Source organism: Mesorhizobium sp. M0207 (genome assembly GCF_040321995.1).
GTDB lineage: Bacteria > Pseudomonadota > Alphaproteobacteria > Rhizobiales > Rhizobiaceae > Mesorhizobium.
In genome coordinates, this window is record NZ_JAMYSQ010000008.1 from 1 (window position 1) to 24271 (window position 24271).

The following is a 24271-nucleotide window of genomic DNA, read 5'->3' on the forward strand; positions in this document are numbered from 1 at the left end:
GCGGCCGCAAGGACCGTGCTCAAAGGCCGGACATATGGACGCAAGCGATCGAAAACGACGCAAAACAACCGTTGCAGGCAGGGCGCCGTCCACATATGGATCCTAGAGTCTGCGCTGCGTCGCTTCGCTCCTCGCTGCGCCCTAGGATGACGAAACGACAGGCTTCGGCTGATCCCCAAGCGGAGCGATGTACCCGGAATCAGATCACCGCGGCGACACCGTGCAGGATCGGCTGCAGGCGCACCAGGCCGATATCCTCGCGTTCGAAGCGGCTGCCGACCTTGGTCAGCTTGGCCAGCACCTGCTCGCCTTCGTCGGGTCCGATCGGCGCGATGACGATGCCGCCGCTCGACAATTGGTCGAGGAGAAAGCGCGGCAGGCTGTCGAAGGCCGCCCAGGCTACGATGCGGTCGAACGGCGCTTCGTTGGCCAGCCCGTTGGAACCGTCCGCCTGGCGCACGATGACATTGCCGATGGCGAGCGCCTCGAGCCGCTGCCGGGCCTGTTCGGCCAGCGTCTTGTAACGGTCGATGGTGACGATCCGCGCGGCAAGCCGCGACATCACCGCCGCCGTGTAGCCGGATCCGGTGCCGATCTCGAGCACCCGGTTGCCCGGCTCGATGGCAAGTGCCGCGATCACCGCCGCCTGCAGGTCGGCGCCTTCGATGGCCTCGCCGCATTCGATCGGCAGCATACGGTCCGACCAGGCTATCGAGTGGAAATGCGGAGACAGAAAGCCGCGCCGCGGCGTCGCCTCGAAGGCGGCGATAAGCGCCTTCGGCACCGTCCCCCTGCCGCGCAGGCGAAGCAGGAAGGCAGCGAAACCTTCGCGCTCGTCGACCGTTGCAGCGTGGTTCAAGTTCATGCGAGCGCCTTGGCCAGTTGATCGCGGATTTCATGCGCGGTGAGATCGAGCTGCAGCGGCGTCACCGACACCAGCCGATTGCGCAACGCATTGAGGTCGGTGCCTTGCTTGCCCTCGACTGGCTCGCGGCCGAAGCGCAGCCAGTAGTAAGGCAGGCCGCGCCCGTCGCGCCGCTCGTCGACCCACAGGCTGTGGACCAGCTTGCCCTGCGAAGTGACTACAGTTCCGGCGATTTCTTCCGGCGCACAGTTCGGAAAATTGATGTTGAGCAGCACGTCGTCCGGCAACGGCACGGCGACGAGCTTTTCGAGCAGGGCAGGCGCCAGCGCTTCGGTGGTCTCGTAGGGAACGACGCGGTCCTCGCCGACATAGGAATAGGCCTGGCTGATGGCGATCGATCGCACGCCGAGCAGCGCGCCTTCCATGGCGCCGGCGACCGTGCCCGAATAGGTGACGTCGTCGGCGATGTTGGCGCCGGAATTGACGCCGGACAGGATCAGGTCAGGCGCTGCGGGCAGGATCTTCTTCACGCCCATGATGACACAGTCGGTCGGCGTTCCGCGCACCGCAAAGTGCTTTTCGCCGATTTTCCTGAGCCGCAGCGGCTCCGAGATCGACAGCGAATGCGCATAGCCGGACTGATCCTGTTCCGGTGCCACCACCCAGACGTCGTCCGACAGCGTGCGCGCGATGCGTTCGAGTGATGCAAGGCCTTCGGCATGGATGCCGTCGTCGTTGGTCAGAAGGATGCGCATTATTTCGATTCGATCTTTTCCAGACCGCCCATGTAAGGCCGAAGCGCTTCAGGAATGGTTACGCTGCCGTCCTCGTTCTGATAATTTTCGATGACGGCAATGAGCGCGCGGCCGACGGCGGTGCCCGAACCGTTCAGCGTGTGGACGAAGCGGTTGCCCTTGCCGTCCTTGTCCTTGTAGCGGGCGTCCATGCGCCGCGCCTGGAAATCGCCGCATACCGAGCACGAAGAAATCTCGCGATACGCGTTCTGGCCGGGCAGCCAGACCTCGATGTCGTATGTCTTGCGCGCGCCAAAGCCCATGTCGCCGGTGCACAGCGTCATGGTGCGGAACGGCAGGCCGAGCCGCTTCAGCACCTCCTCGGCGCATTCGGTCATGCGCTCATGCTCGGCAACCGAAGTCTCCTGGTCGGTGATCGACACCAGCTCGACCTTGTAGAACTGGTGCTGGCGCAGCATGCCGCGCGTGTCGCGCCCGGCCGAGCCCGCCTCGGAGCGGAAGCACGGCGTCAGCGCCGTATAGCGCAGCGGCAGTTGTTCGTGCGGCGTGATCTCGTCGCGAACGAGATTGGTGAGCGGCACTTCGGCGGTTGGGATCAGGCCAAGCCTGCCGTCCCCGTGCCGAACGAAGAACAAATCCTCCTCGAATTTCGGCAGTTGCCCGGTCCCGAAAAGCACCTCGTCGCGCACCATCAACGGCGGCTGGATCTCTACATAGCCGTGCTCGGTGGTGTGCAGATCCAGCATGAACTGGCCGAGCGCGCGTTCCATCCGCGCCAGGCCGCTTTTGAGCACGGTGAAGCGCGAGCCGGAAAGCCGTGCTGCCCGCGCGAAATCCATCATGCCGAGCGCTTCGCCGATCTCGAAATGCTCCTTCACCCAGTTCGGCCGCGTCGGCACCTTGCCGACGACGCGTTTGACGACGTTGTCGTGCTCGTCCTTGCCGACCGGCACGTCGTCGAACGGCACGTTTGGCAGCACTGCCAACGCATCGTTCAGCGCCTTGTCGAGCTCGCGCTCGCGCGCCTCGCCATTCTGGATGAAGGCCTTGATCTCGCCGACCTCGGCCTTCAGCCTTTCGGCAAGAGCTGCATCGCCCGAGCGCATGGCATTGCCGATCTCCTTCGATGCGGCGTTGCGGCGTTCCTGCCTGGTCTGCAGCTCGGTCAGATGCTCGCGCCGCGCCTCATCCGCGGCGATCAGGTCGTCGACCGTGGACTGCGCATCCCCGACCGACCACGAGCGCTTCTGGAGCGCTTCGACAAGGGCCCTCGGGTTGTCGCGAATCCATTTGATGTCAAGCATGGTCTGTTCGTCCTCGGCACGGCGGTTTCGGCGCAAGGAAATGCCCAAAACAAAGACCAGAGGGCGTAAACCGCATCGATACAAGACGTCAAGGCAGAGTTCCTTCGCGCCGACCTCAGGTAGGCAGCACGCGCAACGTTCGATCGAAAGAACCCTGGAAACAAAAACCCGCCTCGAGAGGCGGGTTTTTGGAGCCAATTGGCACCATACCTAAATTAGTAGCATAGCTGCCGGCACAAAGCAAGAACAAAGTTGCTATGGCCGGCAAAAAATGCTGCCCGTTTCAACCGAACCTATGTCGAAGACGCGTCCGCCGGCTTTTCGGCCACCTCTTCGGTGGCGTCCTGCTTTTCGCGGGCCACACGGTCGCGCTCCTTGCTGCGTTCGATCAGCCGGGCCGACCAGATCGAGACCTCGTAGAGCAGGATCGTCGGAATGGCGAGGCCGATCTGGCTCATCGGGTCGGGCGGCGTCAGCACCGCCGCCACGACGAAGGCGATGACGATCGCCCATTTGCGCTTCTCGGCCAGGGCCGTGGACGACAGCATGCCGACCCGCGTCATCAGGCTTGTCACCACCGGCAGCTGGAACACCAGGCCGAAGGAGAAGATCAGCGTCATGATCAGACTGAGATATTCGGACACTTTCGGCAGCAGCGAAATCTGCACCTGGTCGTTGGTGCCGGTCTGCTGCATGGCGAGGAAGAACCACATCACCATCGGCGTGAAGAAGAAATAGACCAGCGACGCGCCCATCAGGAACAGGATCGGCGAGGCGATCAGGAACGGCAGGAAGGCGTTGCGCTCGTTTTTGTAGAGGCCGGGCGCGATGAATTTGTAGATCTGCGTGGCGATCAGCGGAAAGGCGATGACCATGCCGCCGAACATGGCGAGCTTGACCTGGGTAAAGAAGAACTCCTGTGGCGCCGTATAGATCAGCTCGACCTTGTGCGGGTCGAGCCCGGCCCATTGGGTCGCCCATCTGAACGGAACGACCAGAAGGTTGAACAGCCGCTTGGCGAAAAAGAAGCAGACCAGGAAGGCAACAAAAAAACCGCCGATCGACCAGATCAGCCGCCGGCGCAACTCGATCAGGTGCTCCATCAGCGGAGCCGACGATTTTTCTATCTCGTCCTTTTCCTTGTCCGAAACGCTCACTTGGCGGCTCCCGCCGTTTTCCTGGCGGCCGGCTTCTTCGTTGCTGACGCCGGCTTCTTCGCTGCTGACGACTGCGGTTTCGGCTCAGCTTTTTCGGCGGCCTTCGGCGCAGCGGTCTTTGCCGGCTTGGCCGGCGCGGCGGCCGCGGCTTTCGCGGGCGCTGGCTTCTTCTTTGCCGCAGGTGCTTTTTTCGGCACGGCCGCTGCAGCCGTTTGCGCCTGCACTGCCGGCGCTACGACGGACTCGTCCGTCATCGCCGGAAAGATCGGCGTGGCCGGCGTCGGCTCCGGCGGGCTGACGCCCGGCATCGTCGTTGCGCCGTTCTTAAGCGGCTCGGCTGCCTGCTCCGTCGAAGCGGCGGCATCGACGGCCGGCTTGGGTTTCATCACTGCGTCGACGCCGGAACGGACGTCGGCGGCGGCCTGCTCGAATGGATTGAGCTGCTTCCTGATCTCGGCTGCCGGATTGAGGCTTCTCAGCGAATCGACCGACTTCTTGACGTCGTCGAGCTCGGCTTCCTTCAACGCGTCGTTGAACTGCCGCTGGAAATCGGACGCCATGGCGCGCAGCTTCGCCGTCGTGCGGCCGAAGGTGCGCAGCATGTTGGGCAAATCCTTGGGCCCGACGACCACGATCATGACGATCGCGATCACCAGCATCTCGGTCCAGCCGACTTCGAACATGGCTATACGTTCCGACTAAAGTTTGGGCTCAGCTTTTGCTGGCCTTTTCCTTCGGTACCGAAACGGTTTCGTCGGCACGGTGTTCAACGGTACGCTTGTCCTCGGCAGTCTCGTCGTCCGCCATGCCCTTCTTGAAGCTCTTGATGCCCTTGGCCATGTCGCCCATCAACTCGGGGATCTTGCCGCGGCCGAACACCAGCAGCACGATCACCAGAACGATCATCCAGTGCCAAATCGAAAATGAACCCATAGCAAATCTCTCTCGAACGGTTTCCCAGACGCTGATCTATGCGCTTTCGGGTTCGGATTCAAACAGAACTGCGACAGAGTTCATGAATGAGTCGCCGAAGTCACGCACTTTCGGCACGGCGGCCCGCTACCAATCGGCGCAGTTCCATCCTGCCTGTGGCTTTAAGATGGCGCTCGGCTCAATCTTCCGTGACGCGCGGCGTCAAAAGGCCGAGTTCTTCGAGGTCGATGTCGGTCAGCGGATCCTCGTCGTCGGTGAGCGCATCGGCGTCGGCCGGCGGCAGCGGCACCGAGAAATTCGACGGCATGCGGCCGGACAGCAGCCCGGCACCCTTCAATTCCTCCATGCCGGGGAGATCGCGTATCTCCTCCAGTGCGAAATGGTCGAGGAAAATGTCGGTGGTGCCATAAGTGACGGGACGGCCGGGCGTGCGACGCCGGCCGCGCATCCTCACCCATTCGGTCTCCATCAGCGTGTCGAGCGTCCCCTTTGACGTCTCGACGCCGCGGATGTCCTCGATCTCGGCGCGCGTTACCGGCTGGTGGTAGGCGATGATCGCCAGCACTTCGAGGGCGGCGCGGGACAGCTTGCGCTGCTGCACCGTGTCACGGCTCATCAGGAAGGCGAGGTCGCCGGCGGTGCGAAACGCCCAGGCATCGCCGACGCGCACCAGATTGACGCCGCGCCGCGCATAGATCTGCTGCAGTTCGGCCATTGCCGCGGCAATGTTGATGCCGTCGGGCAGTCGCGAAGTGAGCTGTTTTTCGCTGACCGGCTCGGCGCTGGCGAATACGATCGCCTCGGCCATCCTTACGGCCTCCGCCATATGCAGCCGCTCGCCAGGATTCCGCGACAAATTCTGCCCCTGATTTTGTGCCGGGTTTTCGGCGACCGCGCCTTGCTCGGCGTCGTCGTCGACCTTGAACGGAATGACCGAAGCGTTGGCGCGTTCGTTCATGGTGTTACCTCGACTATCTTGATGGCCTGGGCGCGGTCGCGCAGATAAAGCGGCGCGAATACCTGGTCCTGCCGCATTTCCATCTTGCCTTCGCGCACCAGTTCCAGCGTCGCCGCAAACGAGCTGGCAACCGCGGTGCGCCGCTCTTCCGGGGCGGCCAGATATTCGACCAGGAAACTGTCGAGCGCCGTCCAGTCGCGTAGCGACCCGATCAGCCTGGTCAGCACGTCGCGCGCATCCTTGAGCGACCACACGCCGCGCCTGGCGATCGTCACATTGGTTATTGCCTGCTTCTGGCGCTGCTGGGCATAGGCGGTCAACAGGTCGTAGAGCGAGGCCGAATAGGCATTGCGCTTCTCGACGATGACCATTTCCGGCATGCCGCGTGCAAACACGTCGCGTCCGAGCCGGTTACGGTTGACCAGCCGTGCCGCCGCGTCGCGCATCGCCTCCAGCCGCTTCAGCCGGAACTGCAGCACCGCCGCCAGTTCCTCGCCGCTTTCGCCATCGTCGCCGGGCTGCTTGGGGATCAGGAGCTTCGACTTGAGAAACGCCAGCCACGCCGCCATCACCAGATAGTCAGCGGCAAGCTCCAGTCTCAGCGCCCTCACCTTCTCGACGAAGGCCAGATACTGTTCGGCCAGCGCCAGGATCGAGATGCGCGACAGGTCGACCTTCTGATTGCGGGCAAGATGCAGCAGAAGATCGAGAGGACCTTCGAAGCCGGCCACATCGACAACCAACGCCGGATCGCCGGTCAGCCGGGAATCGTCGTTCTCGGCCCACAAGCGGTCCATCGGTGCGGCCTTGCCGGCCTTCAGGTCCAATGTTTCCGCCACTTCGCTTCCTTTGATGCTAGGCCACCGCGTCGAAATAACTGGCAAATTCGGCCCGAATCTCGGTTTCGTCCGCCACGTCGCGGTTCCTGATATAGGTCAGCGCCCGCTCCGCGCGCTCAAACGACTTGCCTTCCAGCCCGGTCGTGCGCGATGCAATGCCGGCCATCTCCTCGAACACGCCGTTGCAGTGAAGGACCAGATCGCAGCCCGCCGCAAGGATCGCGGCCGCCTTTGACGGGAAATCCCCAGAAAGTGCCTTCATCGAGGTGTCGTCGCTCATCAACAGGCCGTCGAAGCCGATTTCGTCGCGGATGATCTCTTCGATGACCTTGCCGGATGTGGTGGCCGGGTTCTTCGGGTCGATCGCGCTATAGACGACATGCGCCGTCATCGCCATCGGCAAATGGTTGAGCTCCCTGAACGGGGCAAAATCATGCCGCTGCAGGTCGCCGATCGAGGCGTCGACGGTCGGCAGTTCGAAATGCGTATCGGCGAAGGCCCTTCCATGGCCGGGAATATGCTTCATCACCGGCAGCACGCCGCCCGCCATCAGGCCTTCCGCCGCGGCGCGACCCAATTCGATGACGGCGCGCGGCTCCTTGCCATAGGCGCGCGCGCCGATGACGTCGCTGGCGCCCTCGATCGGCACATCGAGCACCGGCAGGCAATCCGCCGTGATGCCGTAGCGCAGCAGGTCGAAGGCATGCAGCCGCGCCATCAGCCAGGCGGCACGGGTGCCGGCGTCATGGTCGTCGCGCCACAAGGCGCCGAGTGCACCGGCAGCCGGATAGTTCGGCGCCAGCGGCGGCCGCAGGCGCTGCACGCGGCCGCCCTCCTGGTCGATGAATACCGGCGCGTCCGCACGCTCGACGCAGTCGCGCATGGCGGCGACCAGATCGCGGATCTGCTCGGTCTCGCCGATATTGCGCGCAAACAGGATGAAGCCCCACGGGCATTCGTTGCGATAGAAACGGATCTCGTTGCGGGTCAGTGATTTCCCGGCGCAGCCGAGGATCATGGATTTTGATTCGGTCATGCGGAACAGTTTAGAGCTTCGCGCCGACAAAGGGAATCGCCCGTAATTGCCTTCAGAGGTTTCCGTTCACGCAAAAAAGCCGGCGCGGACGCCGGCTTTTCGAGGGGCCTTGGTGCCTAGTGGGACACGAAGCAATTGCCGCCGGCAGCCTTGTAGCTGGTGCACAGTTTGATCGCCTCGTTGCGAGACTGCGCCGGAACGCGGACGCGGTAGAAGGTGCCCTTGCCGGCGATCTCGGCCTTGACGATGTTGGCGGTGCGGCCGGAAAGCACGCTGCCGTAGCGGCGCTGCAGATCCTGGTAAGTCGCCTGGGCGCTTTCGACTGTCGGCTGCGAAGCGATCTGTATCGACCACGAACCAGCCCCGGCCGCGGCCGGATCGATGGAAGCGACCTGATCGGGCTTGACCTCGCCAACCACATCGACCGGCTGGTCGGACGGGCGCTGCGGCGCCACCGGAACCGTGGCCGGGGTGCTGGCGGACTGCTTGCTGGCTGACGCCTGGGCCTTGGCTTCAGCCTTTGTGTCGGGCTTGGGCGCCGGCTGCAGCTTGGAGGTTTCGGCCTGATCGCCGCTCGCCTGGTCGCCACTCGGCTGGTCATCAATCTTCGGATCGCTTGTTATTTGGTCGATCAGCGGCACGGTGCCGGTCTGCGCGGCGGCGTCGGCCTGGGCCGACGGAGCCACGTGCTGCGGCGCCGGATCGGCCGGCTCGGCAGCAGCCATCTGCGGGGCGGCAGGCGCCGGATCCTCGCGCGCCACCAGCGAGCCGTCAGGTTTCACGACCATGGTCCGTACCTTGCGCGGCGCAACGGCGACGATCTCGGGGGTTGCACCCTTCTCGGCCTCCTGCAGAACCTGCGCGATGCGATCCTCGGACTTGGGCGCCGGTGCGGCGGCGGTTTCGGCAGCGCCAGCCGCACTGGCGCCAAGCGTGCTGGAGTCAGACGCGCTGGTGCCGGGCGCATTGGTGCCAGACCCGCCGGTGTCGGACGCCGCGGTGCCGGGCGCGTCGATATCGTCCGCGGCATCGGGGTCATTGGGCGAAAGATCGACGACGCGGCTCTCCGGTTCGTTGGCCTTCAGGTCCACAGGCTCTTCGGTGTTGGTGACCAGCTTCTGCTGAACCGGCTCGGCGGGCTTGGTGCCCTTGACCACAGCGTCATAAACCTTGTTGTCCTGGTTCGGCACGACGGTGCCGCCTGGATTTTCCGGCTTGATCTTGATCGGCCTGTTGTCGGCCTTGACGATAACCGGCGCATCGCCGCCGCTCTTGCCGCCGAGGGTCAACGCAAAGGCGCCAAGGCCTCCGGCGATCGCCACGGCGCCGACCACCGCACCTATCAGCAGCCCGCGCCTGCGCGGCTGCCTTTCGGCCCCGCGTTCGGCAAGGCCCGGAACCGACATCTCCTCGTCCAGTTCGGGATCGTAGTCGAGCTCATCGAAGGTGAAATCGTCGGCCTGCGAAACCGGCTGGCCACCGGGCAATGGGCCCAGATCGAAACCGTCCGCTGCATCGGCATAGGAAGCAGCCGCCGCGCTGACGGGGGCTTCCGCAGGCTTGGCGCCATAGGCGCGCGTCTCGCTACGATCTTGCTTGTAGCCAGACGCGAAGCCGGCATCGTATTCATCGTCATAGCCAGCACTGCGCACCGGGGCAGGCGCTATATCCGTTGCATTCATTTCGGTGAGAAGGCTGGCAAAATCGGCATCGAGATCGTCGTAGGCGGGCGCCACCGGCTCGTCATCGTCGAAGTTGAGCTCCGGAATGTCGAGATCGTCCGCCAGCGCCACGACGCGCTCGGGCACGTCGACCGTCTCGACATCGGGCATCTCGTCATAGGCGGAAGGCTGTTGACGCGAAGTTGGTGCAGCTTCCGTGTAGGCGGGCCGATCTTCATAGGACGGCCTCTCTTCACGGGATGCCTGGCTTTCATAGGACGGCCTCTCTTCGACCGGTGCGGCCCGATAGGACGGCGTTGCAGCCGGCTGCGGCGGTGGTGCCGAACGCGCCGAAGCCATCGGCTGGCTTGCAAAAGCGGGCTGAGGCTGTGCGACCGGTGTCACGCGGCTCCACGAGCGGGCCGGCTCGGGCGGCGTGGCGCGTGTCGTCAGCCAGTTCAGCGCATCGAGCGGGTCTTCTTCGGCAGCAGCTGCCGCACTCTTGTCGGCCGAGTCGTGATCCAGGCCGATATTCCTGGCGAAGTCGGCATCGAGCGCATCGCTGTCGAGATCATCCGCGGGTCCGGCAGCGGCTTCAACACCGAAATCCTCGCCTTCAAGCTCATCGAGGAGGACACTGCCAAGATCGGCGTCATCGGCGGCACTGGACTGCTGCGGCTCAGCGGGCTCGTGCTCGTCGAGTTCCCAATCCAGCTCGTCGACAGCATGCACCGGTTCGTTGGCGACGTCTTTGACCGCCGCCATTGGCTGTTCGGCGGCCACTGCTGGCTTCTGAACTACCGGCGCGATGGGCTGCTGAACAGCCATCACGGGCTTCTGGGCAGTCTGCGGGCTTGTCTGAGGTTCGTTGACCGCTTGTGCAGGCCGTGTGCTCATCGCACCGAGCAGCGCGTTCAGTTCGTCTTCCAGGCTGCGTTCCTCAGCCACTGGGGCCGTCGGGACGACAGCGGCCGGCGCCGCTGGTTCGGCCGCAACCTGCGCCACGGGCTCTTCAGCTTCCTCGGCAGGCGCATCGTCGAAGCTCAGATCGAAATCGTCGTCGAACGCCGCTTCAGCGGCCGTGCCGGAAAGCCGGGCGGCCTCTGGCTCTTCGATCGACTGCTCTTCGATAAACTCTGGTTCTTCGATTTCGGCAGGCCCGTCCGAGCGAACGTCGAAGTCCATGTCGACATCGGCCATGGCATCATCGAAATGGCCGGCAAGATCCTCATCGGCCGAAACCGCCTCAACCGGCGATGCCGGGGCGGCGACGTTTTCCGCCGGCTCATGCTCGTCGAACATCAGCTCGTCTTCGAGCGAACTTGCCACGGCATCGTCGAACTCGTCATCGAACGCAGGCGCGGCCGCTTGCGCGGCGGTTTCAACGGCGACGGTCTGCTCCATCGGCTCACGCTTGTCGAACATCAGCTCGTCTTCGAGCGAGCTTGCAACGGCATCGTCGAACTCATCGTCGAAGGCGGGCTCGTCGACCGGCTCGATCGCCTCGGCTGCGGCCCTGGGTTCATCCTCACCGGTCACCGCGATCTTGGCCGTCACATCGTCGTCGTGCCGAAAATCCTGGTCGAGCGAGGCGGCAAGTTTGTCGTCACTCGAAAGGTCGTCCTCGAATGGCGATACGTCTTCGAGCGAGCCGGCGACGGCGTTATCGAAATCGTCGTCGAGCTCCGGCTCGACGGCGGGAGCGAACGCCCTTTCGGGGGCGGAGGCAATTTCGTCGGCGGCAACAGAAGTGGCTGCAACAGGAGCAGCATCATCCGCCCCACTGTCGTCGAACGCGAAATCCTGTTCGAACGAGGCAGCAAGCGCGTCCTCCATTTCGTCGGCGGCGGCCGGTTCGGGTGTCGGCTCGCGAAGCTTGGCAGGGGAAGCATTGTCGTTGGCGTCGGCGCCGAATTCGCCCATCAACTCCTTCTCGAGATCGATCTCGAAATCGCCCTCGTCCAGCGACGGTTCGGCGGCAGCGGTTTTCGGCTGGGCCGGCGTTTGCGGTTTGACCGGCTGGCGCGGGTCGAACCCCATGATCCTGGTCAGTTCCGCGAACGGATCATCGTTGGCGATGTCGTTGTGGTCGGCTGCTCTCAGCTGGGTTCTGTCTGCCATTATTGTTCCCGAACTCGCACTCATTCGGACGCCATGGACGTCGCGTAGGGTTGGCCCTTACCAGCGCAATGTGGGCAAAAGGTGACAGGTTTTTTACTCAAACCTAACGCATTTCGGTGGGCGCATTGGCTCCGATCAGCGTCAGGCCGGACGTCAAAACGTCCGAAACAGCCTGCACCAGCCCTAGTCTGGCATGCGTCAATTGTCGGTCGTTAACCTTAACAAAACGTAAGTCGGGATTATCGGTGCCCCGGTTCCAGTGTCCGTGGAAGCTGGAAGCGAGTTCGTAAAGGTAAAATGCCAGCCGGTGGGGCTCGAGCGCGAGCGCCGCGGCTTCGATCAGCCGAGGATATTCGGCGAGCTTCCTGATCAGGCCGATCTCCCCCTCGTCGGTCAGCAAAGCCACTTGGGCGGCCAGCTGGTTGCGGTCGAACATGGCCTCGCCCAATTGCTCGCTCGCCTGCCGGAACACCGAATGGCAGCGCGCCGAGGCGTACTGCACGTAGAACACCGGATTGTCCTTCGACTGCTCGGTCACCTTGGCGAAATCGAAGTCGAGCGGCGCGTCGTTCTTGCGGTAGAGCATCATGAAGCGGATCGGGTCGCGGCCAACCTCCTCGACCACTTCGCGCAAGGTCACGAACTCGCCGGACCGCTTCGACATGCGCACCGGCTCGCCGGCGCGAAACAGCCTGACCAGCTGGCAAAGCAGCACGGTAAGCTTGACCTCGTCCCCGGCAATCGCCCGGGCAAGCGCTTCCAGCCGCTTCACATAGCCGCCATGATCGGCGCCAAGCACATAGATCAGGTCGACGAAACCGCGATCGACCTTGTCCTTGAGGTAGGCGACATCGGCGGCGAAATAGGTAAAGGTGCCGTCCGACTTGACCAGCGCCCGGTCCATGTCGTCGCCGACCGCGGTCGAGCGGAACAGCGTCTGCTCGCGGTCCTCCCAGTCGTCCGGCTTCTCGCCCTTGGGCGGCGGCAGCTTGCCCTTGTAGATGTGGCCCTTCAGCGTCAGGTCGCTGATCGCCGAGCGGATCTTCTTCGCATTGTTGGCATGCAGCGTCCGCTCGGAGAAGAAGACGTCGTGATGCACGTTGAGCAGCGCCAGATCCTCGCGGATCATCGCCATCATCGCATCGATCGTCCTGTCCTTGACGATGGCAAGCGCCTCTTCGTCCGGCATCTGCAGCAGGGAGCGGCCGAATTCGCTGGCCAGCGCCTGACCAACGGGGATCAGATAGTCGCCTGGATAAAGCCCGGCCGGAATGTCGCCGATCTCATCGCCGAGCGCTTCGCGGTAGCGCAGCATGACTGAGCGTCCGAGCACGTCGATCTGCGAACCGGCATCGTTGATGACGTATTCCTTGGTCACGTCGTAACCGGCGAAGGCCATCAGATTGGCCAGCGCGTCGCCGACCACAGCACCCCGGCAATGGCCGACATGCATCGGGCCGGTCGGGTTGGCCGAGACATATTCGACATTGGTTTTCTTGCCGCCGCCGATAGTCGAGCGGCCGTAGTTGCGGCCTTCGCCGAGCAGCGCCGTCAGATGCGCCTGCCAGAAACCGTCCTTGAGCCTGAGATTGACGAAGCCCGGGCCGGCGATCTCGGCGGCCGCGATATCCTCGTCGGCGCGCAGCGCCTCGGCCAGCCTTTCGGCCAGCGCACGCGGGCTCTGGCCGGTCGGCTTGGCCAACACCATGGCAGCGTTGGTCGCGAGGTCGCCATGGCTGGCATCGCGCGGCGGCTCGACGGCGATGCGCGACAGGTCCGGCGACGCGCCATCCTTGTCTTTCAAATCAAGCGCTTCGACGGCCTTTATGATTCGCGCGTTGAAATCGGCGAAGATGTTCATTGCTATGGCTCTGACGGTTTTGCATGGATCCGGCGCGTTGGCCGGCAAAATCGCGCCCGCCCTAGCTCAAATCCGGCGTATGGTCAAACAAACGCCTGTGTTCCTTGAGCGCATAAGTGTCCGTCATGCCGGCCAGGAAATCGGCAACACTGCGCGCCTTGACGCGGTCCTCTGCCCGGTCGAGCCCTTCGCGCCAGCCATCCGGCATGGCGCGCGGATCGGCGAAATAGACGTCGAACAGGTCCCTGACGATCTGGTCGGCATCGGCGCGCACCCGCATGACCTCCGCATGCCGATAGAGGTGCTTGTAGAGAAAGGCCTTCAGCTCCTTTTCCGATGCGGCCGTGTCGGCGGAGAAGCTCACCATCGTCTCGCCGGCCGCCCTTACCGCTTCGGCGCTGCCGGGCTGGATGCGCGCCAGATTGGCCGTCGTCGAGACGATCACGTCCTCGACCATGATGGTGATCTGCCGGCGCATCAGCTCGTGGCCGGTGCGTACGTCATCGAGCGCCGGATAGCGCTGACGCACGCCCTTGAGAATCGACCCCGGCAGCGAGACGCCCTCCAGCATATCGAGCGTCAACAGCCCTGCCCTCAAGCCGTCATCGATGTCGTGGGTGTTGTAGGCAATGTCGTCGGCAATCGCCGCGCACTGCGCCTCGATACCAGCGAAGCGGTCGAGCTCGAGGTCGTGCAGTTCGGAATAGTCGCGGATAGCCTGCGGCACCGGCCCCTTCAGCCCTTTGCCCTTGGCATCGGTCAGCGGGCCATTGTGCTTGACCAGCCCCTCCAGCGTTTCCCAGGTGAGGTTCAGCCCATCGAACTCGGCATAGCGCCGCTCCAGCCGCGTCACCACACGCAGCGACTGTGCATTGTGGTCGAAGCCGCCCCAGGCGGCCATCTTGTCGTTCAGCGCGTCCTCGCCGGTATGGCCGAAGGGCGTGTGGCCGAAGTCGTGCACCAGGGCCACCGCCTCGGCCAGGTCCTCGTCGCCGCGCAGCGCCCGCGCCAGAGCGCGTGCGATTTGCGCCACCTCGATCGAATGCGTCAGCCTCGTGCGGTAATGGTCGCCTTCGTGCGCGACGAACACTTGCGTCTTGTGCTTCAGCCGGCGGAACGCCGTCGAATGGATGATGCGGTCGCGGTCGCGCTGGAACGGCGTGCGCGTCGGGCTTTCCACCTCGTCGAACAGCCGCCCGCGCGACTTCGCCGGGTCGCTGGCATAGGCCGCGCGCGGCCGATAGCCGAATCCGATGTCGCCCAACTCGTTGGTCATAGCGTATGCCGCAGTTGACTTGCCCCGTCGCGCTTCATACCTATCATACGAAACCGAATGCAAGGTGACGCCCATGGGCGCTGATGCCAAGACCGCCATGAAAGTCGAGATGACCGACGCCGCCGCCAGGCGGATCGCCAAGATTGTGGCGAGCGAAGCCGGCAAGACGGCGCTGCGCGTTTCGGTCGAGGGCGGCGGCTGTTCCGGCTTCTCCTACAAGTTCGACCTGGTCGACAGGCGCAATGACGACGACGTCGCCATCGAGAAGGACGGCGCCACCGTGCTGATCGACGACCTGTCGCTGGTCTATATGGGCGGCTCGGTGATCGATTTCGTCGACGATCTGATGGGCCAGTCGTTCCAGATCAGAAACCCCAATGCGGTCGCCTCCTGCGGCTGCGGCACCAGCTTCTCGATCTAGAAATGCCCGACATCGGCGCGGTCCGTCAGGTCGCGCTTTCCGCCGGGCGCGACCTCGATGCGACGCTGGCGTTCTGGCGCGAGGTGCTCGGCATGAACCTGCATGCGCGTTTCGATCCGCCGGGCATCGCCTTTATCATGGCCGGTGACGTGCGCCTGCTTTTCACCGACGGCCTGCCTGCCGGCACCGTCTATCTCGACATATCGGGCCTCGACGAGTTCCACGCTTCGGCAAGGGCCGCCGGTGTTCCCTTCACCGCGCCGCCGGCGCTCGTCCATTGCGACACCGAAGGCCTGTTCGGCCAGGCGGGGGAAAGCGAATGGATGGCCTTCCTAAAGGACCCGGCAGGCAATACGATCGGCCTTGTCGAACGTCATCCACCGGATCGCTAGTCTCCGGACCACCAGCCTATCGAGGCCGTCATGAAAATCGTCACCTGGAACATCAACGGCGTTCGCGCCCGCATCGGCAACTTGACCCATTGGCTGACGGAAAGCGCGCCCGACATCGCCTGCCTGCAGGAGATCAAGACGGTCGACGAGCAGTTTCCCCGCGCCGAGATCGAGGCGCTCGGCTACAATGTCGAGACTTACGGCCAAAAAGGCTTCAACGGCGTCGCCATCCTGTCGAAGCTGCGTTTCGACGAGGTCAATCGCGGCTTGCCGGGCGACGATGCCGACGAGCAGGCGCGTTTCATCGAGGGCGTGTTCTCGACCGACAAGGGCGCCTTGCGCGTTGCCTCGATCTATCTGCCGAACGGCAACCCGATCGACGACGAGAAGAAGTTCTCCTACAAGCTTTCCTGGATGGCGCGACTTGAGCGCTGGGCCGAGGAGCGGCTTGCACTGGAAGAGCCGCTGGTTCTGGCCGGCGACTACAATGTCATTCCCGAGCCGATCGACGCGAAATATCCGGAAAACTGGCTAAGCGACGCGCTGTTCCAGCCCGCGACGCGGCAGGCGTTCCGGCGGCTGAAGAATCTCGGCTTCACCGAAGCCGTGCGTGCCGTCACCGACGCCCCGGACATTTTTACGTTCTGGGACTATCAGGCCGGCGCCTGGCAGAAGAACAACGGCATTCGCATCGACCATTTGCTGCTGTCGCCCGAAGCCGCCAACTGGTTTTCCTCGGCTTCGATCGAAAAGCAGGTGCGCGCCTGGGAAAAACCCTCCGACCACGTGCCGGTGGCGATCGATCTGGCGCTGCAGCCGGCCTGACCGGAGCTGCTGTCCGGCGGCACATTGATAAATTGACCTCTTATCGCCACAAATCGCGCGCTTGATGAGAAATCATCATGGTGGCTGGGGTTCCCATGACTACTCGATTTGCACTCTGCCCGATCGGCTGCGCGCTTGCGATGGCGGTGGCGACGCCGGCTTTTGCCGATGCAGAGTGCCTGGCTAACGGCAAATCATTCCAGATCGGCCGGGTCGCCTGCCTGACGCTTGCCGGCCAAAGCTACCTCGCCCGTTGCGAGATGGTGCTCAACAACACGTCCTGGACAAAGCAGCGGGATGGCTGCCCGGAGAACACGCTGGCCCCACATCTGCAGGGCACGCCGATCTCAACACCGGCGCCCAGCGGCATGCCGGCGGAACCGACCGACAATTGATCTCAAAACGGAAATTCTGCCGACCTATTGGTCGCCGCCACCCTTGGTGAGGATGTCGTCGGCCAGCGAGATCGCGGTGCGGCGGTCGGCTTCGCCGGCGGCCGCAAACGCTTCTTCCTGCATGCCGCGGATCCATGGCTGGTCGGCGGGTGAGGCCCGTTCGAGCGCCGCGGTCATCATCGCCAGCCCCCGCACGATCTTGCCGCTTTGGAAGAGCAGGTTGCCGAGCGTCGCCTGCGCGCCCGCATGGCCCTTTTCGGCCGCCAGCTGGAACCAGCGTCCGGCCTGCTTGACGCTGGCCTTGACGCCGCCCTCACCCTTGAGGAACATCTGGCCCATCTCGAACTGGGCGTTCGGGTTGCGGTAGTTGGCGGCGGCGCGCATGTAATATTCCTGGGCCGCCACCTCGTTCTCCTCGACGGGGCTGCCGGGAATGCCCTTCCTCAGATAGTCGCCAAGCGCCACCAGCGCGTCCGAAACATAGCTTTCCTCGGGCGAACCGGGCTCGACATCCTGGTCGACGATCTCGCTGAAGAACTTGAACGCCGCGTAGTCGTCTCGCGCCACGCCATCGCCTTCGGCATACATGCGCGCAAGCTTCCAGGTGGCGCCGATCTGGCCGTTCTCGGCGGCATATTTATAGGCTTCCGCAGCCTGCTCCTTATGGCCGTTCTTGTAGGCGGAAAAGCCGAACTGGAACACCGCCCACGGGCTCGACTGCGGCTTCACGCCGGTCTTGTCGTCGAACACCTTGTCGTCGAAGGCCATGGCCTGGCCGACGGCGCCCAAGGTCGCGCCAAACGTGGCGAGCGCAACCAGTGCCGAAAGGACAGACGACCTCAACAACTCAGATGTCCGCATAGCAGTGTGTTTCTTTGGCACCGCCGGGATGGGTGACCGCGCCGTCGCGGGCAGGTCCGACCGTCTGTGCGTATTTCCAGATCGCGCCCGACTGATAGTCGGTCGTGCGCGCCTTCCATGATTTTGCCCTCGCCGCCAGTTCGGCCTTGGACAATGCAACCTCGATCGTGCCGTTCACCGCATCGATCGAGATCAAGTCGCCATCCCTAAGCAGCCCGATCGGGCCGCCCACTGCCGCTTCCGGCCCGACATGGCCGATGCAGAAACCGCGCGTTGCGCCCGAAAAACGCCCGTCGGTGATGAGCGCTACCTTGCCGCCCATGCCCTGGCCGTAGAGAGCCGCCGTCGTCGACAGCATTTCGCGCATGCCCGGGCCGCCGCGCGGACCCTCGTAACGGATGACGAGAACCTCGCCTTCGCTATAGTTACGGTGCGTAACAGCCTCGAAACATTCCTCTTCCGAATCGAAGCAGCGTGCCGGACCCGAGAATTTGAGTTCCGCCATGCCTGCGACCTTCACGATCGCGCCTTCGGGGGCAAGGTTACCCTTCAAGCCCACGACCCCGCCGGTCTGGGTAATCGGCCTATTGGCGGGACGGACCACATCCTGGCTGTCATTCCAGGCAACATGTTCCATATTTTCGGCCAAAGTGCGGCCGGTCACCGTCAGGCAATCGCCATGAAGATAGCCATGGTCGAGCAGCGTCTTCATCAACAGCGGAATGCCGCCGGCCTCGAACATGTCCTTGGCGACGTATTTGCCGCCCGGCTTGAGGTCGGCGATATAGGGTGTTTTCTCGAATATCCTGGCCACGTCGAAAAGATCGAACTTTATCCCGGCCTCGTGCGCGATCGCCGGCAGATGCAGCGCCGCATTGGTCGAGCCGCCGGTGGCCGAGACCACGGTCGCGGCATTTTCCAACGCTTTTATGGTAACGATGTCGCGCGGGCGGATGTTCCTTGCGATCAGCTCCATGATCTTTTCGCCGGAAGCAAAATTGAAGCGGTCGCGCATCTCGTAGGGTGCCGGCGCGCCGCAGGAATAGGGCAGCGCCAGGCCGATCGCCTCAGCGACGGTGGCCATGGTATTGGCGGTGAACTGGGCGCCGCAGGAGCCGGCCGACGGACAGGCGGCTTGCTCGATCTCGAGCAGCTCGGCGTCGCCGATCGTGCCGACCGAATGCTGGCCGACCGCCTCGAACACGTCCTGCACGGTGATCTGCCGGCCACGGTAGCTGCCGGGCAGTATCGAGCCGCCATAGATGAAGATCGACGGTACGTTGAGGCGCACCATGGCCATCATCATGCCGGGCAGCGACTTGTCGCAACCGGCCAATCCAACCAGCGCATCGTAGCAATGGCCGCGCATGGTGAGCTCGACCGAGTCGGCGATGACCTCGCGCGACACCAGCGACGACTTCATGCCCTGATGACCCATGGCGATGCCGTCGGTGACGGTGATGGTGCAGAATTCGCGTGGCGTGCCGTTGGCGGCCGCCACGCCCTTCTTGACCACTTGCGCCTGGCGCATCAGCGAGATGTTGCAGGGCGCGGCCTCGTTCCAGCAGCTGGCGACACCGACCAGAGGCTGCGCGATCTCGGCCGCCGACAGCCCCATTGCATAAAGGTAGGAGCGATGCGGCGCCCGCTCGGGACCAACGGTCACGTGGCGGCTCGGCAGCTTGGCCTTGGAGATCGCTCTGGCGTCCATACTCGTCCTTGCCGCGGGCGGTGCGGCCTGCCTCTTCGCCTAGCCTTTTGGCGCATGTCCCGAGACAGGTTCGAGGTGCGCCGGGTTTATGGCGGGAAATAGGCAATGTTCCCGGGCGGCCGGGCGACGCGAGGGTTGTTCAGAAACTGTTGCCAAAACGTCACAATTATCGGAGCGAACATCATCGGGGGCAATTTGTTGCATTGGCCGAATGCCGGATGACGCACCGAACAAAACGGCCGGGCAGCGCCCGGCCGTTTTGTCGTTTAAAATTCAATAGTTAGAACTTGATCTTGACGGAAGCCGAACCAGCGAGAAGCAGGTCGTTGCCGTAGGTGTAGGTAACGGCATTTGCCACGTCGCCGACACCGCTGAAAGTCGATGACCCGCTCGTCAGCACACCGATCGAGCCGCCGAGCCTGACCTCGACCTGGTCGTTCGGCGAATAGGAGACGCCGCTGGCGACGGCCCAGGTATCCGACTGATAGCCGGAGGTCGTCGAGGTGCCGCGATCCCAGGTCAGCGAAACCACGCCCGACAATTGATCGGTGAACTTGTGCCCGATACCGCCCGTGACCGTCCAGCCGTCGCGATAAAGCAGGTCGAATGAAACGGGCGAGGGCAAACCGGTTACCGGACTGCGCACGCCATTGATGGCAATGACGCCAAGCTTGCTCCACTCCTGCCAGCGGATGGAACCAAAGGCCAGCCAGCCAGGAGCTATGCCGCTCTGCAGCTTGAATTCCAGAGCCTGAGGTATCTCAGCCGACGCCGAGACTGGGTACACGCCGGTAGAGCCGGGAATCAGATCCGCTGGAAAGGCGCCCCTGAAGCCGGTCGTGTCGACGGTTCCCGACAGCCCGTCATATTTGTAGCTCGAAGAGTACATCAGGCTGGCGCGCAGAGCGATCTCGGGGATCTCATAGGCTGCGCCCGCACGCCAACCCCATGCCTCGTCGGATAGCTTGAAGACACCGAGGCCGGTATTGCCGAAGGCGAGCAGTGTCTGACGGGAAAGAAACGCGTCTACCTGCTGGTAGGAGACACCGCCGATGAATCGTATGGCGCCCTTGCCGACGTTCACCTTATAGGAGCAGGTGAGACCGAAATCGTCTGTGTCGACGGCGTATTTGACCGCCGTCGGCGAATAGGCGTTGTTCATGCCGAAATTCGCGTCCGCACCATACGGTCTCGTATAGGTGGCAAGACAGTCTACGGGCTCAAAGATGTTGGCTTTGATGCCGACATGCGGCACCGCATAATCGCCACCAACGTCCACCGCCGATGTCGACAAACCCGAGCCATCGAGGCGCTGCACATTCTTGAGTTTGCGCTGTGGCGAAACATAGGTGACGCCTGCGTCGAACGAATATGGCGCCGCGTCGAACAGCTGGTCGATGTTGACGCCGCCCCGGTCAAAGCCCCCGGCCTGCACCGTCCCAGCCAAAGCCAGCGAAAAAGCCCCCGCGCCCAGCAGCACTTTGAGACGTGAATAACACATGAATCTCCTCCCCGAAATATCCTTGCATCAAGCTAGAACCAATTCAGGTTAACGGCGCAACAACGAATTCGCCGTGCGTACATGTACAGCTTGGCTGAACGCATTTCCGACAAGGTGTCGGCCTTCTTACCGAGGCGGGAAAATGGCCGCCACAATACAGATCGACGAGAAAACTCGGGAAAAACCCCTAAATCACTACAAAACAGGGCATTTTGCGTGCCCAATTAGCCATTGTTACATTACGGCAACAATGGGGCAAAAACATTCAGTTTGCCTCAAGATTTAACCTGCGGAATGCCCGTTTTCGTGGCAGGCGGCCTGTCTGGAAGGCAGATTCGTGACCGGCGAATCTATTGCGGCCAGCAGGCCCAATTTGTTTGATCAGCCGGCCCAATCTGTTCGATCAACCGGCCCAATCTATTCGATCAACCGGCATCGCGCACCCGCGCCAATGCCACCGAAAGCTTCTCTTGCGCCTCGCGATATTCGGCGAGTTTTTCACGCTCGGCCTCCACCACCTCTTCCGGCGCGTTGGCGACGAATTTCTCGTTGGACAGCTTCTTGTAGAGCCGCGCTATTTCCTCGGTCACCTTCGCAAGCTCCTTGTGCAGGCGCGCTGCCTCGGCGGCAAGGTCGATCAGGCTGCCGAGCGGCAGACAGATCGTCGCCTCGTTGACCACGATCTGGGCGGATCCCCTGGGTGGCGCCTCGGCGAGCGAGATGTCGCCGACCCGCGCCAGACGCTTGATAGCCGAGCCCTGACGCTCGAGCCTTTCGTGTGTCGCGTCGTTGGCGCCGATCACCACGAGCGGTGCGATAGCCGCCGGCGGCACGTTCATCTCCGAACGCACCGAGCGGATGCCGGAGACAAGGTCGACCAGCCAGTTGATATCGGCGGCGGCCGCCTCGTCCTCGAAGTCGGGCGACGGCCATGCCGCATGACAAAGCAGCGATTGCCGTTGCCTGCCCTCGCCGGCGGTTTCGGCCCACAGTTCCTCGGTCATGAACGGCATCATCGGATGCAGCAGCTTGTAGATCTCGTCGAGTACGAAGGCGACGCATGCCCTGCTCTCGGCCTTGGCGGCCTCGTCGGCGCCCATGAACACCGGCTTCAGCAGTTCCAGGTACCAGTCGCAGAACTGGTTCCAGACGAACCGGTAGGCGGCACCCGCCGCCTCGTTGAAGCGGTATGAGGTGATGCCGTCCGTTATGTCGCGCGCGGCTCGCGTCAGCTCCGTCAGGATCCAGCGGTTGACCGCCAGCTTGGCGTCCTGCAGCCAGAAATCGTCGTCGCGCGCCACTTCGTTCATCTCGGCGAAGCGCGTCGCGTTCCACAGCTTGGTGCCGAAATTGCGATAACCGGCAATGCGGGCCGGATCGAGCTTAACATCGCGGCCTTGCGCTGCCATCACAGTCAAGGTGAAGCGCAGCGCATCGGCGCCGTATTCGTCGATGAGCTCGAGCGGATCGATGACGTTGCCTTTCGACTTCGACATCTTCTGCCCGTTCTTGTCACGAACCAGCGCGTGGACATAGACCGTATGGAACGGCTCCTGGTCCATAAAATGCAGGCCCATCATCATCATGCGGGCGACCCAGAAGAAGATGATGTCGAAACCGGTCACCAGCACGTCGGTCGGGTAATAGGTCTTCAGCTCCGGCGTCTGGTCCGGCCAGCCAAGCGTCGAGAACGGCCACAGCGCCGACGAGAACCATGTATCGAGCACGTCCTCGTCGCGGGTCAGGATCTCGCCAGGCTGGAAATTCTCAAGCTTGTCCTCGACCCAGGCCTTCCACGCCCCTTCCAGCGCCAGATAGTATTCGACGGCGGCACCGAGCGCCTCTTCCTCGGTCTTTTCGACAAAGACATGCCCGTCCGGCCCGTACCAGGCCGGGATCTGGTGGCCCCACCAGAGCTGGCGCGAAATGCACCAGGGCTGGATGTTTTCCATCCAGTCGAAATAGGTCTTTTCCCAGTTTTTGGGCACGAAATTGGTACGGCCCTCGCGCACCGAGGCGATCGCCGGCTTGGCCAGTTCCGCCGCATTGACATACCACTGGTCGGTCAGAAACGGCTCGATCGGCACGCCGCCGCGGTCGCCGTGCGGCACCGTGTGGCGATGCGGCTCGACCTTCTCGAGAAAGCCGCCCGCCTGCATCAGCTCGACGATCTTCCTGCGCGCATCGAAACGGTCGAGGCCGTCGAGGCTGTCCCAGACGGCCTGGCGCTCCGGCGTCACGTCCAGTCCGGCGAGAAAGTCCTCATTGTCCTTGAGGCTCACCGCCGCATTGACGGTGAGGATGTTGACCGCCGGCAGCCGGTGGCGCTTGCCGACCTCGAAATCATTGAAGTCATGCGCCGGCGTGATCTTGACCGCACCACTGCCTTTTTCGGGATCGGAATACTCGTCCGCCACCACCGGGATCCTGCGGCCGACGATCGGCAGGATGAGGTTCTTGCCGACAAGATGCCGGAAACGCTCGTCGTCGGGGTGGACGGCGACAGCCGTATCACCCAGCATCGTCTCCGGGCGGGTCGTCGCAACGGTAATGAAGGTCCTCGGATTTTCCGGATCGAAGGTCATGCCTTCGACTGGATAGCGGAAGTGCCAGAGGTTGCCGTTGACTTCCTGCTGCTCGACCTCGAGATCCGAGATGGCGGTCAACAGCTTCGGGTCCCAATTCACAAGGCGCTTGTCCTTGTAGATCAGCCCTTCCTTGTAGAGCGTCACGAACACTTCGAGCACGGCCTTGGACAGGCCCTCGTCCATGGTGAAGCGCTCCCGGCTCCAGTCGGCCGAGGCCCCGAGCCGCTTCAACTGGTTGAGGATGGCGCCGCCGGATTCGGCCTTCCATTCCCACACCTTGTCGATGAACTCATCTCGGGTCAGGTCGCGGCGGTGGATCTGCTTCTCCATCAGCTGGCGCTCGACCACCATCTGCGTGGCGATGCCGGCATGGTCCATTCCCGGCTGCCACAAGACGTTCTTGCCGCGCATGCGCTCGAAGCGCACCAGAATGTCCTGCAGCGTGTTATTGAGCGCGTGGCCCATATGCAGCGAGCCGGTGACGTTCGGCGGCGGGATGACGATGGTGAAGGCTTCAGCCCCCTCCTCGGCCCCGGCGCCGGCCCGAAAGGCGTCGGCCTCTTCCCAGATCCTGGCAATCTTCGGCTCGACGGCTTTGGCGTCGTAGGTCTTTTCGAGCATGGGAAAACGGTCCGCGCTGTCCGGAATTTGTGGTCCGGTGTAAATCGGAAGGTTGTTGCCAAGTCAACCGCAAGGGCGGCATGGCCAATAGATAGCGCCGGGATGGTTCGGTGCAACTCGCGGGACTGAATGTTGCAAGGCAATCGCTTCAGGTTTGCGCTGCCCCTCATTGCCCTGCCGGGCATTTCTC

The 24271-nt window shown here is 63.2% G+C and carries 20 protein-coding genes; 4 read left to right on the plus strand and 16 right to left on the minus strand.

Going from position 1 to position 24271, the window contains the following annotated elements; genetic code table 11:
• Positions 1 to 199 precede the first annotated feature (199 nt).
• The 12 genes from NKJ15_RS13395 to NKJ15_RS13450 all read right to left on the minus strand — a co-directional run bounded on the left by NKJ15_RS13395 (position 200) and on the right by NKJ15_RS13450 (position 14766).
• Positions 200 to 865, minus strand: coding sequence for a protein-L-isoaspartate(D-aspartate) O-methyltransferase (locus tag NKJ15_RS13395; RefSeq protein ID WP_352500868.1), 666 nt, complete (start codon positions 863 to 865; stop codon positions 200 to 202).
• A complete protein-coding gene (gene surE, locus NKJ15_RS13400) occupies positions 862 to 1620 on the minus strand; it encodes a 5'/3'-nucleotidase SurE (RefSeq protein ID WP_352815668.1) in 759 nt (252 codons plus the stop codon). The genes NKJ15_RS13395 and surE overlap by 4 nt, the downstream gene beginning before the upstream one ends.
• A complete protein-coding gene (serS, locus tag NKJ15_RS13405; RefSeq protein WP_352815670.1) occupies positions 1620 to 2924 on the minus strand; it encodes a serine--tRNA ligase in 1305 nt (434 codons plus the stop codon). Before serS ends, surE begins: the two co-directional genes overlap by 1 nt.
• A gap of 293 nt (positions 2925 to 3217) precedes the next feature.
• Positions 3218 to 4081, minus strand: a complete 864-nt coding sequence (tatC, locus tag NKJ15_RS13410; RefSeq protein WP_352539741.1) for a twin-arginine translocase subunit TatC — start codon at positions 4079 to 4081, stop codon at positions 3218 to 3220.
• On the minus strand, positions 4078 to 4764 hold the full coding sequence (gene tatB, locus NKJ15_RS13415; protein WP_352815673.1) for a Sec-independent protein translocase protein TatB: 687 nt from the start codon (positions 4762 to 4764) through the stop codon (positions 4078 to 4080). The genes tatC and tatB overlap by 4 nt, the downstream gene beginning before the upstream one ends.
• 28 nt (positions 4765 to 4792) lie before the next feature.
• Complete coding sequence (locus tag NKJ15_RS13420) at positions 4793 to 5014, minus strand: twin-arginine translocase TatA/TatE family subunit (RefSeq protein ID WP_352490594.1); 222 nt, start codon at positions 5012 to 5014, stop codon at positions 4793 to 4795.
• Between the two features lie 178 nt (positions 5015 to 5192).
• Positions 5193 to 5972, minus strand: coding sequence for an SMC-Scp complex subunit ScpB (gene scpB / locus NKJ15_RS13425; RefSeq protein WP_352500872.1), 780 nt, complete (start codon positions 5970 to 5972; stop codon positions 5193 to 5195).
• Positions 5969 to 6769 carry a segregation and condensation protein A gene (locus NKJ15_RS13430; RefSeq protein WP_352815827.1) on the minus strand — a complete coding sequence of 267 codons (801 nt, stop codon included), beginning with the start codon at positions 6767 to 6769 and terminating at the stop codon, positions 5969 to 5971. Before NKJ15_RS13430 ends, scpB begins: the two co-directional genes overlap by 4 nt.
• Before the next feature lie 58 nt (positions 6770 to 6827).
• On the minus strand, positions 6828 to 7847 hold the full coding sequence (gene nagZ, locus NKJ15_RS13435; protein WP_352815675.1) for a beta-N-acetylhexosaminidase: 1020 nt from the start codon (positions 7845 to 7847) through the stop codon (positions 6828 to 6830).
• A gap of 116 nt (positions 7848 to 7963) precedes the next feature.
• A complete protein-coding gene (locus NKJ15_RS13440; protein WP_352815677.1) occupies positions 7964 to 11629 on the minus strand; it encodes an SPOR domain-containing protein in 3666 nt (1221 codons plus the stop codon).
• Between the two features lie 103 nt (positions 11630 to 11732).
• The gene (gene argS / locus NKJ15_RS13445; RefSeq protein WP_352815679.1) at positions 11733 to 13490 is read right to left on the minus strand and encodes an arginine--tRNA ligase; all 1758 of its coding nucleotides are present in this window, start codon (positions 13488 to 13490) and stop codon (positions 11733 to 11735) included.
• 61 nt (positions 13491 to 13551) lie between these two features.
• Positions 13552 to 14766, minus strand: coding sequence for a deoxyguanosinetriphosphate triphosphohydrolase (locus tag NKJ15_RS13450; RefSeq protein WP_352766796.1), 1215 nt, complete (start codon positions 14764 to 14766; stop codon positions 13552 to 13554).
• A 73-nt stretch (positions 14767 to 14839) separates the two neighbouring features.
• On the opposite strand from NKJ15_RS13450, the gene erpA reads away from it, so the two are divergent.
• The 4 genes from erpA (at position 14840) to NKJ15_RS13470 (ending at position 16799) form a co-directional block, all read left to right on the plus strand.
• Entirely contained in the window at positions 14840 to 15187 is a 348-nt protein-coding gene (erpA, locus tag NKJ15_RS13455; protein ID WP_254818314.1) for an iron-sulfur cluster insertion protein ErpA, read from the plus strand.
• A gap of 2 nt (positions 15188 to 15189) precedes the next feature.
• On the plus strand, positions 15190 to 15579 hold the full coding sequence (locus tag NKJ15_RS13460; RefSeq protein ID WP_352815681.1) for a VOC family protein: 390 nt from the start codon (positions 15190 to 15192) through the stop codon (positions 15577 to 15579).
• A gap of 30 nt (positions 15580 to 15609) precedes the next feature.
• Positions 15610 to 16404, plus strand: a complete 795-nt coding sequence (gene xth / locus NKJ15_RS13465; RefSeq protein ID WP_023678937.1) for an exodeoxyribonuclease III — start codon at positions 15610 to 15612, stop codon at positions 16402 to 16404.
• Positions 16405 to 16481: 77 nt separating this feature from the next.
• Positions 16482 to 16799: a hypothetical protein gene (locus tag NKJ15_RS13470; protein ID WP_023678938.1), complete on the plus strand. Its 318-nt coding sequence runs from the start codon at positions 16482 to 16484 to the stop codon at positions 16797 to 16799.
• A 24-nt stretch (positions 16800 to 16823) separates the two neighbouring features.
• On the opposite strand, the gene NKJ15_RS13475 is transcribed toward NKJ15_RS13470, so the two are convergent.
• The 4 genes from NKJ15_RS13475 to NKJ15_RS13490 form a co-directional block, all read right to left on the minus strand.
• A complete protein-coding gene (locus NKJ15_RS13475) occupies positions 16824 to 17660 on the minus strand; it encodes a tetratricopeptide repeat protein (protein WP_023678939.1) in 837 nt (278 codons plus the stop codon).
• Positions 17647 to 19371 (minus strand): dihydroxy-acid dehydratase, encoded by a 1725-nt coding sequence (gene ilvD / locus NKJ15_RS13480; RefSeq protein WP_352470411.1) that lies wholly within the window; start codon positions 19369 to 19371, stop codon positions 17647 to 17649. Before ilvD ends, NKJ15_RS13475 begins: the two co-directional genes overlap by 14 nt.
• Positions 19372 to 19651: 280 nt before the next feature.
• Positions 19652 to 20872, minus strand: coding sequence for an OmpP1/FadL family transporter (locus NKJ15_RS13485; protein WP_352470410.1), 1221 nt, complete (start codon positions 20870 to 20872; stop codon positions 19652 to 19654).
• A 425-nt stretch (positions 20873 to 21297) separates the two neighbouring features.
• Entirely contained in the window at positions 21298 to 24081 is a 2784-nt protein-coding gene (locus NKJ15_RS13490) for a valine--tRNA ligase (protein WP_352815683.1), read from the minus strand.
• Positions 24082 to 24271 lie beyond the last annotated feature (190 nt).

Bases quoted from the DNA above. Each gene is read 5' to 3' on its own strand.
- surE (WP_352815668.1), bottom strand. From the start codon at position 1,620: ATGCGCATCCTTCTGACCAACGACGACGGCATCCATGCCGAAGGCCTT.
- NKJ15_RS13460 (WP_352815681.1), top strand. From the start codon at position 15,190: ATGCCCGACATCGGCGCGGTCCGTCAGGTCGCGCTTTCCGCCGGGCGC.
- argS (WP_352815679.1), bottom strand. From the start codon at position 13,490: ATGAACATCTTCGCCGATTTCAACGCGCGAATCATAAAGGCCGTCGAA.
- NKJ15_RS13440 (WP_352815677.1), bottom strand. From the start codon at position 11,629: ATGGCAGACAGAACCCAGCTGAGAGCAGCCGACCACAACGACATCGCC.
- NKJ15_RS13430 (WP_352815827.1), bottom strand. From the start codon at position 6,769: ATGGACCGCTTGTGGGCCGAGAACGACGATTCCCGGCTGACCGGCGAT.
- NKJ15_RS13470 (WP_023678938.1), top strand. From the start codon at position 16,482: ATGGTGGCTGGGGTTCCCATGACTACTCGATTTGCACTCTGCCCGATC.
- erpA (WP_254818314.1), top strand. From the start codon at position 14,840: ATGGGCGCTGATGCCAAGACCGCCATGAAAGTCGAGATGACCGACGCC.
- NKJ15_RS13490 (WP_352815683.1), bottom strand. From the start codon at position 24,081: ATGCTCGAAAAGACCTACGACGCCAAAGCCGTCGAGCCGAAGATTGCC.
- tatB (WP_352815673.1), bottom strand. From the start codon at position 4,764: ATGTTCGAAGTCGGCTGGACCGAGATGCTGGTGATCGCGATCGTCATG.
- serS (WP_352815670.1), bottom strand. From the start codon at position 2,924: ATGCTTGACATCAAATGGATTCGCGACAACCCGAGGGCCCTTGTCGAA.
- ilvD (WP_352470411.1), bottom strand. From the start codon at position 19,371: ATGGACGCCAGAGCGATCTCCAAGGCCAAGCTGCCGAGCCGCCACGTG.
- NKJ15_RS13475 (WP_023678939.1), bottom strand. From the start codon at position 17,660: ATGCGGACATCTGAGTTGTTGAGGTCGTCTGTCCTTTCGGCACTGGTT.
- nagZ (WP_352815675.1), bottom strand. From the start codon at position 7,847: ATGACCGAATCAAAATCCATGATCCTCGGCTGCGCCGGGAAATCACTG.
- NKJ15_RS13485 (WP_352470410.1), bottom strand. From the start codon at position 20,872: ATGTGTTATTCACGTCTCAAAGTGCTGCTGGGCGCGGGGGCTTTTTCG.
- scpB (WP_352500872.1), bottom strand. From the start codon at position 5,972: ATGAACGAACGCGCCAACGCTTCGGTCATTCCGTTCAAGGTCGACGAC.
- NKJ15_RS13450 (WP_352766796.1), bottom strand. From the start codon at position 14,766: ATGACCAACGAGTTGGGCGACATCGGATTCGGCTATCGGCCGCGCGCG.
- NKJ15_RS13420 (WP_352490594.1), bottom strand. From the start codon at position 5,014: ATGGGTTCATTTTCGATTTGGCACTGGATGATCGTTCTGGTGATCGTG.
- NKJ15_RS13395 (WP_352500868.1), bottom strand. From the start codon at position 865: ATGAACTTGAACCACGCTGCAACGGTCGACGAGCGCGAAGGTTTCGCT.
- xth (WP_023678937.1), top strand. From the start codon at position 15,610: ATGAAAATCGTCACCTGGAACATCAACGGCGTTCGCGCCCGCATCGGC.